This is a genomic window from Shewanella morhuae, assembly GCF_900156405.1.
GTDB classification, from domain to species: Bacteria; Pseudomonadota; Gammaproteobacteria; order Enterobacterales; family Shewanellaceae; genus Shewanella; species Shewanella morhuae.
Genome location: NZ_FTNN01000007.1, coordinates 100,990 through 118,865 on the forward strand (window position 1 = coordinate 100,990; position 17,876 = coordinate 118,865).

Sequence of the window (17,876 nt, forward strand, 5' to 3'; positions counted from 1 at the left end):
GCTATCTAAAACAATACCCATTAGTTACCCGCGATTTTCATCTCAGATAACAAAATACCACCGGTACGAATCGATGAGCGCAGATCAAAATCCTTACTCACGGCTTGCACACCGCGGAACATCTCTTTCAAGTTGCCCGCAATAGTGATCTCTTCAACTGGATATTGGATCTCACCATTTTCGACGTAAAAACCTGCAGCGCCGCGAGAATAATCGCCCGTCACCATATTAACGCCTTGGCCCATAACTTCGGTCACAATCAAGCCTGTGCCCATGTTTTTTACCAATTCGTCAAAGGTTTGGCCCGTATGGGCGAGTGTCCAGTTATAGATCCCACCCGCATGGCCTGTATTAGTTAAACCTAACTTGCGCGCCGAATAGCTAGTCAGCAAATAGGTTTCTAACATACCACGGTCGATAATACGTCTGTCTTGAGTCGCCACGCCTTCGCTATCGTAGTTCGCACTCGCTAGAGCGCCGAGTAAATGCGGCTGTTCTTCGATATTAAACCAATCAGGGAATATTTGAGTATTGATAGAGTCCAGTAAGAAACTGGATTTACGATAAATACTGCCGCCACTGATCGCGCCGATAAAGTGACCGATTAAGCCTGTTGCAATATCTGGGGCTAATAAAATCGGTAAGCGAGTTGTGGCGATTTTACGGGCGCCAAGACGACTGACGGTTTTCTCGGCAGTTTTTAAGCCTACGGTTTCAGGTGCAAGCATCTCGCTGAATTTACGGGCGATAGTGTAATCGTAATCCCGTTGCATATTGCCGTCACTGTCTTCACCAATAACGCTACAGCTCAAACTATAACGCGAGCTGCAATAGCCGTTCAAAAAACCATGGCTATTACCGTACACTTTAACCGACGTATGGGCATTGGCGCTGGCGCCGTCAGAATTATTGATACGCGGATCGGCATCAAGCGCCGCAGTTTCGGCGCGAATGGCCAGTTGCGCTAACTCATCAGGGGAAATATCTTCTGGATAATATAGTTGTAGATCGCGGATCTTCGTTGCCATTAATGCTTTGTCGGCAAGACCACTGAAAGGATCGGGCGAAGTATAACGGGCAATATCATCGGCCGCTTTTACCGCTAAGGCAATCGCCTCAGGGCTCAAATCTGACGTCGATGAGCTGCCTTTGCAACCATCGCGGTAAACCGTAATCCCTAATGCACCATCTTTATTAAATTCAACGGTTTCGATTTCTTTTAAACGGGTAGAAACCGACAAACCTTGCTGTTTACTGATCGCCACTTCGGCAGCGTTCGTTCCTAATTTATTGGCATATTCCAGCGCCACGGCCACCGCATCTTTCAGCGCGCCTAATTCACTATCGATTCGATTTAAAGACACAAAGCTACTCTTTCGTTGTCGGCAATGGTCGTAGCATAACAAACACAAATCCCATTCACATTAATTATTCGTGCTAACCCGCAGCCAATAAGGTGGCTGCACTGAAAATAGCTGAAAACGTAGTGTCTAACAGAAAACGGGCAGCAATCTCGGAATCAGCACATTCACCTAGGCGATTTTTAGCTGGGGATGTTATTATTAGCCAGTATATTACTTGAGGTTTTATCTATATGAAGATTGTTGGTGATTCAGAACATTTTAAACAGCCCTACGACATCGATGAAGATTATGTCAGCAGCAAAACAACGGACAAGCGTGATAGCGAAGCCGTGCAAAAAGTCGGTATGGAGCTTGTTTCACTGAGCAAGACTCAGCTAGATAAAATCGAGCTGGATGAGTTTTTGTACGACGCTATTCTGCAAACGCGTAAAATCAAGGTCAATACTGAGGCTTATCGTCGCCACATGCAGTATATCGGCAAGTTGATGCGTAATTTTGATATCGAACCAATTAAAGCGTCACTCGCTATCGTGTTGAATAAAAACAACAACGAGACAGCTAAGTTACAAATGTTCGAAAAAATGCGTGAACGCTTACTGACCCAAGGTGACGAAGAAATTCAAACCGTAGTCGAGCATTATCCGCAATTAGATAGACAAAAATTGCGTACTTTGGTGCGTCAAGCCACCAAGGAACTCGCTAAAGGTACCGATTCAAAATCATCTAAAGAACTGTTTAAATACCTACGCGGCGAAATTCAAGACTAATCGACTTCAGCTCACAAGGATGTTGCTTATGCGACTTAGCAAAACATTATGTAGCCTAGCTTTGCTTTTTATTGGACTATTTGGACTTGGGGCCTGTAATGGCCCTGCGGACGAAGATAACGGTGGTACAGATGCCACTGACGGTATCTATAAACTGTCTATCGACTTTACAACCTTATCAGGTACTGAATGCGCTAGTTTTACGTCACGCCAAAGCTTTCCTAAAGAGACAAAGTTTTGTGCCGTCGCGAAGTTAAAAAAAGGCTCCGCCACCGTCAGTAATCAGAAAGTCGACTTTACGACAGACCTTGGTGTATTAACACCGAGTAGCAAACTAACCGATAATAACGGTGAAGCCATTATTATCATTAGTAATCCTGATTTACTTGTCAATGCAGGGACAATTACTGCAACGACAACCCCAAATGATTCCACAACGGCGCTAACAGCTACACGTAATTTTGAGTTTTTAACTACTGTTGATGGCACCTCTCCAATTCCAGCAACACCTAAACTCAGCGCCAGTATTTTAAACAACTCAGCTTTAGTGACTCGTTTTAAAGTCGACGAGTCAGTGCAACTGCAAGCCATATTGCTCGATAGCGCAAGTAACGGCATCGACGGCGTTAAAGTCACGTTTACTGCAGGTTCAGCAGCGCTTAATCCAGCCAGTACATTGACCGACACCCAAGGCATTGCGCAGGTGACCTACACGCCAAGTGCGACTGAATTAGGGGCAAACACCTTAACGGTAACCGCTGACTATCAAGGTCAATCACTGCAAACCAGCAGTTTGTATGAAGTATTGAGTAAAGATGCGGTCAATCAAGAAGGTACGCTGAAACTCGGCTCGTTCAATGGCACAGTATTCAATGAAAACACCTTGGCAAGCACCTTAACAGCCGATACTAATGGCACTTACAAGGTTAGCGCCGGAGGCAGTTTTGGCGTGAACGCAAGTTTAGTGTTAGTGGCTAATGATGGCACCATTACGCGAGTACAATCCCCTTCTTCTATTAGTTTTAGCTCTGATTGCACCAGCAACAATAGTGCGACCCTTGATACGCCAGTGACCACCTTATCGGGTAATGCCAGTTCAACTTTCCAAGACACGAAATGTAGTGGTAATAGTGAACGTAGCGACCAGATTATTGCCACAACAGTGGTGGGCAATCAAACACTCACGGCGAGTTTCCCGTTTACCTTGCAACGCCAAACGCTTGCTAGCTTAAGTTTTGAATCAGCTGAGCCTAAGCAAATTCGTATCAAAGGTGCGGGCGGCACAGGTTCAAACGAATCCTCTTTAGTCAGCTTTAAAGTCACCAGTGCTAATGGACAACCTGCAGCGCAACAAAAGGTGAGTTTTGAACTTGATACCGTTGTTGGCGGCTTAAGTTTTGCTAATGGCACCGCTAATGCACAAGGCCAAACTAACTCCCAAGGCATCACAAGTGTGCGCGTGTTATCGGGCACTGTGCCCACACCTGTGCGCGTGGTTGCCACAGCCGTTGATGCCGATACTAAAGAGGTTATTACTAGTCAATCGGAGCAACTGACAATCAATACTGGCTTACCGCAACAGCTTGGATTTAGCCTATCGAGCAGTAATCCCAATCCTGAGGCTGCTAGTATTGACGGAGAAAAAGTCACAGTTATAGCAAGACTTTCAGATAGTTTCGGTAACCCAGCGCCAAATGATACCACCGTCAACTTCACTACTGAAGGTGGCCAAATAGAGCCTAGCTGCTTAACCCTAGATGGTGCCTGTAGCGTAAATTGGACATCATCTAACCCTAGAGTCACAGATCACCGCATAACCATTTTAGCCTATGCTTTAGGTCACGAAACCTTCTTCGATACTAACGGTAACAACCAATTTGATGCCGCCGATGGCACCGCAATCATAAAGGCGTGTTTACAAGATGGGGCAGCTGTTAGCTGTAGTGGCAACGGCTTAGATATTGAGACGTTCCACAGTTCCGGCTTTAGCGATTTACCAACCGCTTTTCGGGATGATAACGAAAACTTTGCCTACGACTCAGGTGAACCTTATTTTGATAATCTTGCTGCCGTCACTTATTCCGGCGCCGATGGTCTTTTTAATGGCCCCCAATGTGTCGAAAATTTATGTGGTTTAAATCAAGCCAATAAAACCTATGTACGCAAAGCGGTAGTCATGGTCATGTCGGGCTCAAAGGCATACTTCACTCTCTGGCAAGATGGCGTGAAAGTATATGAAGACCGTAAAGGGCAAAATATTCTGGATAATCTCAGCGCAATCAAACCTATTAACGCAGGGGTAAGTAGTAAATTCACCGTTCAATTTTATGATGATGCCGATCAAATTATGCCATCAGCAACCACCCTTGGCGTAACAGTAACGGAAGGTAAGCTCGTCTATAACCCATTTACTGTGAGCAAAACCAATAAAGCCGATGCAGCTACCACGAGTTTCTCTCTTGAAAAAAATGCACTGCCAATGAATAGCCAAGTATTGATCACGGTTAAAACACCTAGTGGTAACACATCAGAGTTAAAATTTGACGTCAGCTTGCTATAGCAAGCTGCTTTTCCTCTTAAAAAATACCCGCTCAAGCGGGTATTTTTTTGGAAAATGAGTTCAGTCTGTTGATCAATACTCTTATCAGCCTGCTGAACTAGTGCGATATGAATTAGGCGTTATGAATTAGTGCGCTAGAAAGCCGCGACCAAGTGAGCAGAGGTTGAGTCGATATCAATAGATATGCTGCGTGTTACTGGCAAGATAGTGCTTATCAATGGCTCCAAAACACTAACCCACTTGCGCTTGTAATAACCTAACTCTGCGTTTAACTCCCAAAATAGCTAAACCAAAAAAGACGGCAAACAAGCCCCAGAGTTGTAGCCATTTTGGCATCACACTCGCCCAAGTTGCACCCATTTGATTGAGTTCTAGCATGCCCATAATTGCGGGTACTGCAGGGATAAACTGCGAACCTAACACTAAAGGTTCAGGGATCAATGCCAGCGGCCAAACAAAACCAGATACAAATAGGATAGGCATAGAAATCAACAACAATACTTGGGTCGGTAAATCGCGACGAGTAAATAAGCTGCTCATCGCGATACCTGCAGCGGCGGTTGCCAGTAAAAAAGGCAATAGCCACAGCGCAACTAAACCAAGACTGGCTTGAATACTCACGTTATACCAGTGGTAACAGTAACCGACATAAAAGCTAGTAAAACATATATAAATCAACATAAAGGCGAGTATTCGACCACATATCAACTGTACAGGTGATACCTGCTGCCAATAGCCCTTTTGGCGCCATTGCCCTGCCCCTAAAATACCTGTGCCTATCAGTAAGGTTTGATGCAAAATCAGCAAAAACAGCCCAGGTACTACATAGGGCGTATAACCTAAACTAGGATTAAAGGCGGGCACACTATTAAGGTGAATCGAATTTAAGCTTTGCTGTGCTTGCTTAGGATTTTGCCCCTGAGCCAACATACCAATTAACTGTACTTGTTTGCCCGCGTCCATCCCCGCACTGACTAAGCCTTCGGCAACCGCAGAATAAATCAAGAAATAGCTAGCATCGCCACCATAACTTAAGGTTACTCCTTTACCCAACAATAAGTCGCGGCGAAACCCTTCTGGGATCACCAATAAACCATGGGATTTAGCTGTCTCAATATAACGCTTTGCTGCGGTGATTGAACCAACTTGCCCTATCACTTGGATTTTTGCGCTGGCATCGGCATGGCGGATCAACTGACGACTTAAGGAAGAATGGTCTAAATCCACCACGATCAGTTGTTGTTCAGTCGGTACTTGGTGCAAATAAGGTAACGGATATAACACCGAATAAAACAGTACGCCGCCAAATAAGGTTACCGCAATAGCTTTATCGCTAATGATGGCTTTAAGTTCAGTCAACATCAGTTGCCACATATTCATCCTATTGCCCCTTTGCTGGCTGAGTTGCATCAGAGTCATATACGGTTACCGCGCTAGTCGCGTTAACTGTAATAGGCAGTAATTTACGTGATAGAAAATAAATCACCGGCAACAGGCAGAGAAAGCCCCAATAGCTGCTGAGCTGGTTCGCCACATTCGGTAATGCAGCGCCATAACTGACAACGCTCACATGGGACTCAATATAATGACTCGATGGCATGATAAGTCGCCACCACTGGGCCAATTGTGGCATTTCATGGGTGGGAAACGTGATCCCCATAAAGGCAAAGGCGGGGGCGAATAAGGCCGTGCAAAAGCTAATCACTCGCGCACTATCGCGCATCACCACAAATACCAATAGCACTAAGCTCCACACCGCCAGTAACATCACTGATTGCGCTAACAGTAGTGAGGCTAAACTGCCTGCAACTGGCAATCCGAGATACAGGTACAGCCACACTAGGATAAAGCCGCCTTGCAGCATTAATATCGGCGTAAATAACACCATTTTCGCCAGCACTTTAGGCCAAAAAGCCACAGTCAGCACATTTGATACGCCATGATAAGTATCAGAATCGACATTCATTGGGTTTAAGTGCAGCTCTCGATTTAAGCTGTTAGCCATCACTAACATCGATAATAGCTGCCACAGCGCCACCAGCACTGGCGGCACTAAAAAGCCAATGTAATTATTATTTCGGTTAAACAGCGCCGTAGTTTGACTTTTGACTGGACTTAAATTGACCGCCACTTGGGATTTTGGCGTCCCGCTAGCCAACTGCTTTAAGCCCGCAACATGCAATAAGCCTTCGCCAAGGCTCAGCTGAATTTGGCTTGAGAGTAACTTACCCACTAGTAAAAACTGGCTGTTATAGCGCACATCTATCGTAGGTTTATGACCCGTGAGTAAATCTTTTTTCATATCATAGGGAAAAACCACAATCGCGTAGACTTTTGCCTGCTGCATGGCCGTTACAGCCGCAGTGAGATCGGTAAAGTTTTGTGGCTCAGTCACAGGATTAGCCTTCAACTGACGGGTCAGCATACGGCTCAGTTGACTATGATCTTGATCGACAATCGCCACCGGCAGTTGCCTTGGCAAACCAGCACTGAATAACCACCACAGGCAAAAAATCCCTAACAGCGGAATATAACTGACTAAAGCTAATTGCCAAGGGTCGTGCCACAGGGCGCGCAGCTCACGGCGCACCAACGCGATAAAACTAATGCGCGAGGGTGACTGCTGACTATTGTCCACCGTATTGGTGTCTGGCGTGCGTTCAGTCACAGCCCTTACTCACCACGCAGTAAAACAGACATGCCGACACGTAGGTCGCTAATTGGCTGGCTTGGACGCAATTCAACCTCGAAGGTACGCATATCAAAATCGTGGCCACTTTCGGTCGAGCGCCATGTGGCAAACTCACCCATGACGCTAATATGCGACACAGTAAATTCAATATCCTGCTCGAGTGCCGGAATGTTCAGCTGAATTTTTTGACCTTTTTTAAAGCCTTTAAGCTGATCTTCTCGCACTTGGAACACCGCCCATGCATCTTGCATATCAATCAGGCTCACGATGGGAAAACCACTTGGTGCCAATTCACCCGCTTGCAAGAGTACATCGCTGATTTCGCCCGTTTTGGGGGCGCGCATTTGGCTATCCTGCATAATCGCGCTAACCTCTTTCACTGCGCCCTCAGCCATACGCGCATTACCCGCGGCGGCTGCTTTAAGTTCAACGCGCGCGCCTTCCTGCGCCATTTGATACATGGCTAGCGCCGCTTGTTCTGTATATTTTGCTGCCTGCCATTGGGTAAAGGCTTCATCGCGTTTTTGTCTTGCTGCCACGCCTTCATTGAACAGGTTTTCCACCCGGTTATAGGTCGTTTTAGCGAGCGTTGCCGCCGCTTGGGCTTTAAGCCATTGTTCTTTAGCTGCCATGATCTCTTGGCGACGAGCGCCGTTGTCGGCTTCCGATTGTTTCGCTTTGGCGGCGTCGCGGCCACCTTCGGCCTGCATTAACTTAGCGTCTAATTCTGGGCTGTGGATAGCGAATAATAAATCACCTTCAGCCACACGATCGCCGCGGCGAACGAGCACTTGCTCAACGCGGCCAGGAACCTTAGAAGATACGTTATATTCGCGCGCTTCAATCTGCCCCTGCAATAAGCTCGGCTGCGGGCTGTAAGCCAACTTAAGGCCGTAGGCTAAAATAAGGCCTAATGCGACCAACGCCACCAAGGCAAGTATTCTGTTAGCGCGCATTGTTTGTCTCCTGCGACAGTGTGCGGTCAGCGGTGCGACCAATAAATTCATCTAGTTGACCACTAATGGCCATTAATCGAGCATAGGCTTGCACATAACGATAACGGGCAGCCAGCTGTTGAGTGTTAACGGCGCTCAGTTTCAGCTCAGCATCGACTCTGTCAATAGACGTAGAAAGCCCTTGATTAAACGCGATTTCTCGCAGGCGTAGATTTTCAGTGGCCAGTTCAAGTGAAGTATCGAGCGCTTTTACTTCTTCTTCAGCTTGTAATAATTGACGATAACTTTGATCCACTAACAGACTTAAATCCTGCCGCGTTTGTGCCTTAGTGTAACGGGCTTGCAATAAGGCGCTTTTCGCCGCTTCAACCTTACCGCTACGACCATCACGGCTCAGTATTGGCACTTTAACGCCCACGCCGACCATCCAATCAGGTTCTACCTGAGAAAATAGGCTGTCATCTTCGTAAAGCGTGTAATTACCAAACAGGAATACGCTGGGGTGATACTTGCCCTGTTCTAATGAAACCAAGCCATTGGCTTGTGTCTCTTTTGCTTCGAGTAATTTTAGCGCCGGATGTTGGCTCAGGGTCACTTGAGTAAGCTGGTCTAAGGAGGGCGCATGCGGCAAAACAAATAAAGGTGACTGCGTGCCAACATCGCTTTGCTGCAACATGCGTGACAGAGCGATGACTGCCATTTCGTGCTGGCGGCGAGCACTGCCTAAATTAACTTTGGCATTGTCTAAGGCAACCTGCGCATTAAGCCGTTCAACCTTAGCGATTTGCCCTTCTCGCTCTAACGCTAACGCATGGTCAACATGCTTAGTTAGCGAGCTTACTAGCTCAGTTTGCGTGCTCACTAACGCCTGAGTGACATCAACGGCGTAGTATCTGTCTACCAGTAAAGTAAATAAATCGCGCGTGACTAATTGCAACTCTTGCTGTTTCTCGGCCACCATAGCGGCCTGTATACCTTGAGCGGCTGTGATCTGCCCACCGGTATAAATTGGCCACATGGCTTGCAAGCTAGCTCGGAAGATATCTTGCTCGGTAAAAGGCGTGACAAACATTGCCCCCGGAATACCTGCTAGTGCTCCGCCAAGAGCTGGCGGTAACGTCGCAGGATCAAGTGAGGCTAATGGATTGAGATCGCGAAGATCGAGTTCGATGGGTTTTTCAAGGTGGGTATAGCTACCATTAATGCTCAACGAGGGCAGATTTAAGCTCTCGCCAGCCTCTTGCTCACCCTTAGCACGGTTAACTTCCTGCGATTTCGCCTGTAGCTTATCGCTCACTTTTAGCATTTGTTGCCAAGCGTCGGTAAAGCTAATCGGCTGTGCATGACTCGCCAAAGGCAATGATAGAAGGCATAACCAAGCCACTTTTGATAGTTTCATTAACACCTCTAGAGTAGTTACTCTATTTCCATTTGCGAATGATAACATCCATCATAGTAAGCAGCTATATACCCAAGCGACCTGAAGATAGGCACTGTAGCCTCTTCAGGTTGTTTGGGTATAAAGACAATGACGAACCTGAACTATGCCGTACCGCCCACCGTTAAACGATCTAACTTCAAGGTCGGTTGACCAACGCCCACGGGTACGCTTTGTCCATCTTTACCACAAACGCCAACGCCTTGATCTAACGCCATATCGTTACCGACCATCGAAATTTGGCTCATCGCCTCTGGACCATTGCCGATTAAGGTTGCGCCCTTAATTGCTTGAGTCACTTCACCATTTTCAATCAAATAGGCTTCAGATGCGGAGAATACAAACTTACCCGAGGTAATATCCACTTGGCCGCCACCAAAGTTAGGGGCGTAAATGCCCTTTTTGACCGATTTAATGATCTCACTTGGATCTGACTCACCCGCCGTCATATAGGTATTGGTCATACGCGGCATAGGCAAATGTGCGTAAGATTCGCGGCGACCGTTACCCGTTGGTGCCACACCCATCAAGCGTGCATTGAGTTTGTCTTGGATATAACCCTTTAAAATACCGTCTTCAATTAATACGGTTCTTTGGGTCGGAACACCTTCATCGTCAATGCTAAGTGAACCGCGACGATTAGGTAAAGTACCATCATCAACCACAGTCACTAATTTAGAAGCAACGAGTTGTCCCATTTTACCGCTGAAAGCACTGCTGCCCTTACGGTTAAAGTCGCCCTCTAAACCATGACCCACGGCTTCATGAAGCAATACGCCCGGCCAGCCATTGCCTAACACCACTGGCATTTCGCCCGCTGGCGCATCGATTGCATTGAGGTTGACCTGCGCTTGACGCACCGCTTCGCGAGCAAAGGCAAAACACATAGGTAAACCAGTATCGTCGCTGGCCATTAATACGCCGTAGTCATGGCGACCACCGCCACCTGCACCGCCACGCTCACGTTTGCCGTTTTCTTCTAAAATCACACTGCAATTAAAGCGCACTAAAGGGCGGATATCGGCCGCTAGCGTACCGTCACTTGCGGCAATTAAAATTTCTTCGTGCACGCCCGCCAAGCTAACAACCACTTGGATAATGCGGCTATCTAAACTGCGAATAAAAGCATCGGCTTCTTTTAGCAGATTAATCTTTTTGACTTCTTCCATCGCGGCAATGGGATCTAAACTGTCGTACAAGGCTAATGCCTTACGGCGCTTAAATGCGCGAACTTGAGTTTGCTCGCCTGCGCTAGCAATACCACGCGCGGCCTCTGCTGCGGCGCTTAAGGCGGCTGGTGTAATATCGTCGGCATAAGCAAAACCGGTTTTTTCACCGCTAATAGCACGCACACCCACACCACGTTCAATGTGGAAACTACCGTCTTTAATGATGCCGTCTTCCAGCACCCAAGACTCATGGCGACTACCTTGAAAATAGAGATCGGAATAATCGATTTTGTGTTGATGTATAGTGTTGAGATAACCCTGTAGGCCATCTAACGCTAACCCATTCTTCAATAAACTTTGCTCTACTTGTGCTAAAAATGGCATCGATGCTCTCTTTGATCCCAAGGGATCTTAATATTCTGAGTGTAAATTCGTTGTACTAATTCTGTATGTCAATCGCGGTCTAATTGGATAGTGCCGCTCGCCAGTGCGCACGGTTATTTCAAGCTTGGCTCAAGAAAACGATTATGCTGCATAACGGGCATTTTACGGCGAATATCGTGCAGTTCGGTTAAGTCAACTTCAGCCTGTACCCAACCCGTACCGGTTTTACGCTGGGCCAAAATGTTGCCCCAAGGACCGACGATCATGCTCTGTCCCCAGGTTTCACGGCCACCTTCGTTATGCTGTCCCCACTGAGCCGCTGCAAGAATAACGCATTGCGTTTCAATGGCTCTTGCCTGCAACAACACCTGCCAATGAGCTTCGCCGGTCACTTTAGTAAAAGCCGATGGCAAGGTAATGATCTCAGCCCCAGCAAGACGCATCGCCCTAAATAAGTCGGCAAAGCGTAAATCATAACAGATGGCTAGGCCAATTTTGCCAAAAGGTGTATCGATAACGCTAATGTGATCCCCTGGGCAGAAGGTTTCGCTCTCGCGATATTGCTTTGTACCATCGGCAATATCCACATCAAAGAGATGTAGTTTATCGTAATGCCCTAACGTATCACCTTTATCATCAAACAGATAACTGCGGCTATAGACACGGCCATCGTCTGCTAATACTGGGATAGTACCCGCAACCATAAAGACCTGATACTTAGCTGCAAGTGCACTTAACGCCGATTTGAGCGGACTGTTGTGGGTATCGCCCGCATAAGCCAGTTGCTGACTTTCGTGGCCACCAAACAATAAACAACATTCAGGTAATACCACTAAATGAGGTGTATGGAGATTGTCTTTATTAAGGGCTTCCCGCGAGAGTGCCTTAAGCTGCGATTCGATAAACAGCAGATTGGCGCTGACGTCGCGACTGCTCTGGCATTGCAACAGGCTGATGTGCATTCTTACCTCCCTGAATTTGTTTAATCGGCTCTACTACTTGGCTTTTTTCGGGTGTGGCAGACGCTGGGGCCTGTACTGGTGATCTAGGCTCTTCAACCTGTTCTGTAGGCTTAACCTCTTGACTTTGCGCCTCTGGTGTCTCGGTCGCTTCAGTTTTCTTAGCTGCGGGTTGAGTTTGACTCGCAGCGCCGACCGGTACTGCAGGGCGCTCAACACCCACTATCGGTAGGATAGACTCGGGAATTTCAATCTCTTTACTCTTACGTTCCAATTCTTCAACCACAGGTTCGGCCATAGTGCCAGTCACTCGAAAACGAATTTCTGAAATGATTTCAATCACAGGTTCAAGCACTTTTGTCAGTGCAAATGCACCTATTCCTAGTGTCCAAGCACTGGTGCTAAGTAATACCACTGTAGGCACACTTGAGGCTAACTGCGGTACAAAGCGAATATCGTAATTTAAACTCTCTGTCGTGAGATTAGTGAAACCACGCACCTTCATATTACCAGCAATGGCATCCATTTCGGTATCCGTGGTTTTTACCACGCCATTGTCAATTTGGAGATTGCCGTTGAAGGAGTTGAAATACATGCCTTGACCAAAAACATCGGTAAAATCCAGTGACAGTTTACGCACTAGGGAATCTAAGCTAAACAGAGAGAAGATGCGCGCGCCCTTATCACTCACCTCAGATAAGTGACCTTTACCGAGGTCAAACTTCACTTTACCGTTTAAGGTTTCGAGGGAAAACGCATAGGGAGCCCCTTGCCAAGACACGTTGGCATTTATTTTCAGCGGCGCCTCTTTTACTCCAGGATCGATACCCAAGAGCGCCGATAAATGATCAAATTGTTTCGCCTTTAACTCAACATTAAGTTCAGTTCGATTCTGATCAGCTTGCTGCCAAATACCACTGCCTTGCAAGCTCACGTTAGGGGTTGTTAACGACAGAGTTTGAATTTTATAACCGTCAGGTTGCGGCGTCGCCTGAAACACTAACTTACCTAGTTGCTTATCATGAAAACGAAAATCTTCCACGTTAATAGCAACGGGCGGCAAGTTAGTGAACACTTGATCACGACTAAAACCAGACTCGGCAGCCGAGGCTATCTCAGGGGATAAATACAGTTTATTCGCCACGACTTTAAGGCCCTGAGTGCGCCAATTGGGATAAAAATCAACACTGCCATCAAATTCATTAGCAAGGATATTAAAGCGCCAACCGGTTTCATTAGGTTTAGCATTTAAGGTAAGTTCGGTAAGCGGTTGTCCAGCAAGATCGAAATGGCCGATATGTGCATCAATTGCACTCACGTTAGGAAATAGACTCCCATGGGACGATTCATCAACTAAAATACCCGTTTTCGGCGCAGTTTCTTTATTAACGAAAGCGTCTATCACCGGCTGCCAATCCGCTAATGTTGCCTGACCGAGATCCGCTTGAATATGACCTTGGTCGGTATTTCTGGCTTCGCCTTCATCAAATAATCGACCTAATAGTAAGTCAAAATAACTCAGATTCACGCCCTTACTTGCCTCAAAGCCACCGATAAACTCAGCATGATTGGCAACTTTGATATTGAGCGAGGTGCTATCTTGATTACCCGCAAATTCCGCAACCAAAGGCCGAGGCTCATCTGCGGATTTAGCAAAGTATCCTGGGAGTAACAGTTGCGTGCCGATAAGATCTGAGGTGACGTTAGCTTGTATATCATAACCTTGCTCAGTAAATAGCATAGTCAAGCCACCATCAAAATTGACTTTTCCTTGATAAAAATCACTCAAAGGAGAATGTAACTCTGCGGGTAGCCGGCTGAGATCCCAGCGGCTTTTAAGCTTAAGATTAAGACCAAAGTCCTTGCCTTTAGGCTCGGTATTAAAAGTTAAATTAAGCGGCTGTTCAAACACACGCGCATTAATCCCTTTGCCCGTAACGATTTGGTTAGCAAAATCGACGGTGCCAGTCACGTCCTTAAGTTGCACCCCTGGCTGCGCAATATATACCGGCGTATTATTAAAATTAATTTGACCGCGAATCTCTTCGTTGGCACCATCATACAGCGGAATACTGAGATCTAAACGGCCAGTCACAGCGCCTTGTACTTGCACAACCTCTAAGGTTTTCCCCACAGAACTGGCTAAAGGCGAAGCCTGCAACACTTTGGTTGCATCGTTGCCTTGGACGGCAAGATCAGCTTCAATCCTCAGCAGCGTTTGCTCGCCAATGGCAGGAATATAAACATGCGCGCCGCTAGCATCCACCGCCATCAGCTTGCCGTGGTTTACCCATAAATCCATACCGGCATTTTCAAATAAGGCATTAAGGGATAAATCGGTGACAGCGGGCCAATCGGGTTGAAACTGAAACTTAGCATTGGTTAGCGTAAATGCCGCCTGAAATACGCCACTATTATCATCAAAGGGGAAACCATTTAATGGACCATTCCAAACCACTTGCGCATCTTGGGTTTGGCCTGCTTTAAGTCCAGTATCCAAATATTCGGCCAGCGACTCGCCCATCGCCTTCTTGGGGAAATATTTGTCGGCATTGGCGACATCGTTGATATGAACATTCGCGCTCAGCGCCATATGGATTGCGTGACTGAAATCTAACATCAGTGCAGAGTCGACACTAACGTCATCATTATTGAGCTGCAATTGCGGCACGCTTAAGGTTAGGGTTTCGCTATCGAATCGCCCCGTCATCGGCGCGCCATTAAACACTAGCGGCGCAGAAAACTCATCACCGAAATCAACTTGATAGGTCTGTTCAGGCAGTGACAGCAGGAGACTTTTATCTTGCCAGCGTAAGTTAATATCCAAGGGGTTTGTGCTAGGAATACCGCCGACTTTTTGCCAATGTAACTGCGTTATATTTGTGCTGGCAAGTAAAGGCTGGTCAGCTTGTTGGTATAATCGAATAGGCCCAATACTGGCCTTGGGAGATAGCGCAGTCCATTGGTGCAATACCTCGTTATCAACACCCGGAAATAACGGTAACAAAGGCAGTAAATTTTGAACGTTGAGTTGATTTACATAAGCAAAAAATTGATCATTCTCGCTTTTAGCAGCCAAGGTTAACGTCGGCCAATGCTCACCATTAGTGATAAAATCAAGCCCCGTACTTTGTACTTTCCAGCCAGTTGCTGTGGGCTGCCAAATGATATCACCCGCCTGAATTTCAAATTTTTGTGCCGATTGCTGTAACGTCCATTGCAACCAACTAGGTTCAAAATGCACCATCGCTGAGCTAATACTGCGATTAGCAAACGTCAGCCAAGCCTGTAGATTCACCACGCCTTCTAAGGGTAACTTTTGGTTTGATTCATAAGAGTTGCTCTGGCGTGAAGCCCACTCGCCTAAATCTAACGATGTAGCAGCCAGATACATTTGCCCACTTAAGCTATCGGGTTTTGCCCCATCACCATTAATATCTAACTGTAATGCCAGCGATTCATGCTCAGTGGCATTATTATCCAGATACAACTCCCCTGCACCGCGGTGACGTTCGCCATTATTGCGCCAGTTTAAGTGGCGAATATTAATAGGGCGAAACTCTTGGCGTAAACTGAGTAATTGCACGGTGGCGTCGGTAAGGGAGAACCTATCGAGTTGCTTGAGCAATAAGGCATAAAGCCAATCAATTTGGGGAGGAGTCTCCGCTGCGTTCGCCTTGTTATCAGCTAACTTATCTATATTTAGCGCGACATGTACGCCATCAAAATTGACATCTTCAATACGTGGAGTCAGCGTGAGCAATGATTGCCAAAAATCGAGTTTTACTTGCACATTTTTGATTATCACTGTCACCGGCAGGGCATCCTGCGGCGGAATAACTAAGTGATTTATATTAATAGCGGGGCCAAATGCTTGCCAATGGGCGGATAACTCTCCCACTTGTACATCGATTTTATATTCGTTTTTTACGTAATTGGCCAGTTGCTGACGCACCTCATCAACTTGAGGTAACAAACCGCGGATTAAACTGACTGCAAGCGCAAACACCACTAAAACCAGCGCCAAAAGTTGCCAACAAAAACGGCTTATTTTTTTTGCAGTCAAAGGCGCAGCCACTACATCATTACCACATCATATTTGTACTGCGAGTACATGGGCTCATTCTGTAAACGGATACGCTTACCAATGTATACCTCAAGCTCGGCAATCTGATGGTTTTCATCGGTATGCAAACTTTGGTACACCGCAGGCGCGCAATACAATAAAAACTCATCAGCATCGTAGGCGCGATTCAAGCGAATAATCTCGCGAAACACCTCGTAGGAAACCGTTTCAACAGTTTTCATACTGCCTGTGCCATGACACGCAGGGCATTCTCCGCACACGACATGCTCTAAACTTTCACGGGTACGCTTGCGAGTCATTTCAACTAAACCTAAGCCTGAAAAACCACTCACATTGGTTTTAACTCTGTCCTTAGACAAAGCGCTGATTAAGCTACTGAGTACCCGAGCCTTATGATCTGCGGTCATCATGTCGATAAAATCAATAATAATGATGCCACCGAGATTACGCAGACGTAACTGTCTCGCGATGGCTTGGGTTGCTTCAAGATTAGTATTGAAGATGGTTTCTTCAAGATTGCGGTGCCCAACAAAAGCGCCAGTATTAATATCGACTGTGGTCATAGCTTCGGTCTGATCGATAATCAGATAACCGCCAGACTTAAGTTCAACCTTACGACCCAGCGCTCGCTGAATTTCGTTCTCCACATCGTAGAGATCAAAAATAGGCGCAGGGCCTGAATAATGTTCAATCTTTTGCGCAATCTCAGGCATAAACTCTTGAGCAAAAGACTGTAACTCAGCAAAAGTACCGCGAGAATCTACTTGAATTTGGTCAAGCTCAGTGCCAACAAAATCACGCACAATCCGCACCGGTAATGCTAAATCTTGGTATAACAGAGACACGCCACTGCGCTTACGACGTTCGCTGACTTTGGACCAAACACGGCGCAAGAATGCTGCATCTTGGGATAATTCATCTTCACCCACCCCTTCAGCGGCGGTGCGAATAATAAAACCACCGTCATCATCCACATAAGGCAGAGTGATTTGTTTAAGGCGATTACGCTCTTCTTCTAGCTCAATACGTTGTGAAACGCCCACATGGCTAGAACCTGGCATAAATACTAAATAACGCGAAGGCAGAGTGATATCGGTAGTTAGACGGGCGCCCTTAGTACCGAGCGGATCTTTAACTACTTGCACCATAATATCTTGCCCTTGACGGACTAATTCGGCGATATCACGAACAACGAAATGACCTTTCTCAACATCAGCGACACACTCAGTGTGCGGCACTATGTCAGAAGCGTGTAAAAATGCCGCCTTTTCTAAGCCAATATCAACAAAAGCCGCTTGCATGCCGGGTAACACACGGCTGATTTTACCTTTATAAATATTGCCGACTAAACCCCGTTTCATTCGGCGTTCAATATGCACTTCTTGCAGCACACCATGCTCAACTAAGGCAACGCGCGCCTCTGATGGCGTTACATTGATCAGTAATTCTGAACCCATCTTGCGCTGTATTTTATTTGGATTTAAGCGACTGGTATTCACG

Annotated in this window: 11 protein-coding genes; 2 read left to right on the top strand and 9 right to left on the bottom strand. The window is 46.5% G+C overall.

Going from position 1 to position 17,876, the window contains the following annotated elements; all coding sequences use genetic code 11:
- Positions 1-20: 20 nt before the first annotated feature.
- Positions 21-1,364, bottom strand: a complete 1,344-nt coding sequence (gene pmbA / locus BW947_RS10160) for a metalloprotease PmbA (protein ID WP_076499211.1) — start codon at positions 1,362-1,364, stop codon at positions 21-23.
- A 230-nt stretch (positions 1,365-1,594) separates the two neighbouring features.
- Here pmbA and yjgA point away from each other — a divergent pair, with 230 nt between their 5' ends.
- Positions 1,595-2,131 carry a ribosome biogenesis factor YjgA gene (gene yjgA / locus BW947_RS10165; RefSeq protein ID WP_076499212.1) on the top strand — a complete coding sequence of 179 codons (537 nt, stop codon included), beginning with the start codon at positions 1,595-1,597 and terminating at the stop codon, positions 2,129-2,131.
- A 28-nt stretch (positions 2,132-2,159) separates the two neighbouring features.
- Positions 2,160-4,691 carry an Ig-like domain-containing protein gene (locus BW947_RS10170; RefSeq protein WP_076499214.1) on the top strand — a complete coding sequence of 844 codons (2,532 nt, stop codon included), beginning with the start codon at positions 2,160-2,162 and terminating at the stop codon, positions 4,689-4,691.
- 231 nt (positions 4,692-4,922) lie between these two features.
- On the opposite strand, the gene BW947_RS10175 is transcribed toward BW947_RS10170, so the two are convergent.
- The 8 genes from BW947_RS10175 to rng form a co-directional block, all read right to left on the bottom strand.
- A complete protein-coding gene (locus BW947_RS10175; protein ID WP_076499217.1) occupies positions 4,923-6,071 on the bottom strand; it encodes an ABC transporter permease in 1,149 nt (382 codons plus the stop codon).
- A gap of 1 nt (position 6,072) precedes the next feature.
- Positions 6,073-7,299: an ABC transporter permease gene (locus BW947_RS10180; RefSeq protein ID WP_244153244.1), complete on the bottom strand. Its 1,227-nt coding sequence runs from the start codon at positions 7,297-7,299 to the stop codon at positions 6,073-6,075.
- Between the two features lie 65 nt (positions 7,300-7,364).
- Positions 7,365-8,339, bottom strand: coding sequence for an HlyD family secretion protein (locus tag BW947_RS10185; protein ID WP_076499219.1), 975 nt, complete (start codon positions 8,337-8,339; stop codon positions 7,365-7,367).
- The gene (locus BW947_RS10190; RefSeq protein WP_076499221.1) at positions 8,329-9,738 is read right to left on the bottom strand and encodes a TolC family protein; all 1,410 of its coding nucleotides are present in this window, start codon (positions 9,736-9,738) and stop codon (positions 8,329-8,331) included. The genes BW947_RS10185 and BW947_RS10190 overlap by 11 nt, the downstream gene beginning before the upstream one ends.
- Positions 9,739-9,881: 143 nt before the next feature.
- Complete coding sequence (tldD, locus tag BW947_RS10195; RefSeq protein ID WP_076499237.1) at positions 9,882-11,330, bottom strand: metalloprotease TldD; 1,449 nt, start codon at positions 11,328-11,330, stop codon at positions 9,882-9,884.
- A 113-nt stretch (positions 11,331-11,443) separates the two neighbouring features.
- Complete coding sequence (locus tag BW947_RS10200) at positions 11,444-12,292, bottom strand: carbon-nitrogen hydrolase family protein (protein ID WP_076499239.1); 849 nt, start codon at positions 12,290-12,292, stop codon at positions 11,444-11,446.
- A complete protein-coding gene (locus tag BW947_RS10205) occupies positions 12,216-16,367 on the bottom strand; it encodes a YhdP family protein (protein WP_076499241.1) in 4,152 nt (1,383 codons plus the stop codon). The genes BW947_RS10200 and BW947_RS10205 overlap by 77 nt, the downstream gene beginning before the upstream one ends.
- Positions 16,367-17,833, bottom strand: a complete 1,467-nt coding sequence (gene rng, locus BW947_RS10210; protein ID WP_076499464.1) for a ribonuclease G — start codon at positions 17,831-17,833, stop codon at positions 16,367-16,369. The genes BW947_RS10205 and rng overlap by 1 nt, the downstream gene beginning before the upstream one ends.
- Between the last annotated feature and the right edge of the window lie 43 nt (positions 17,834-17,876).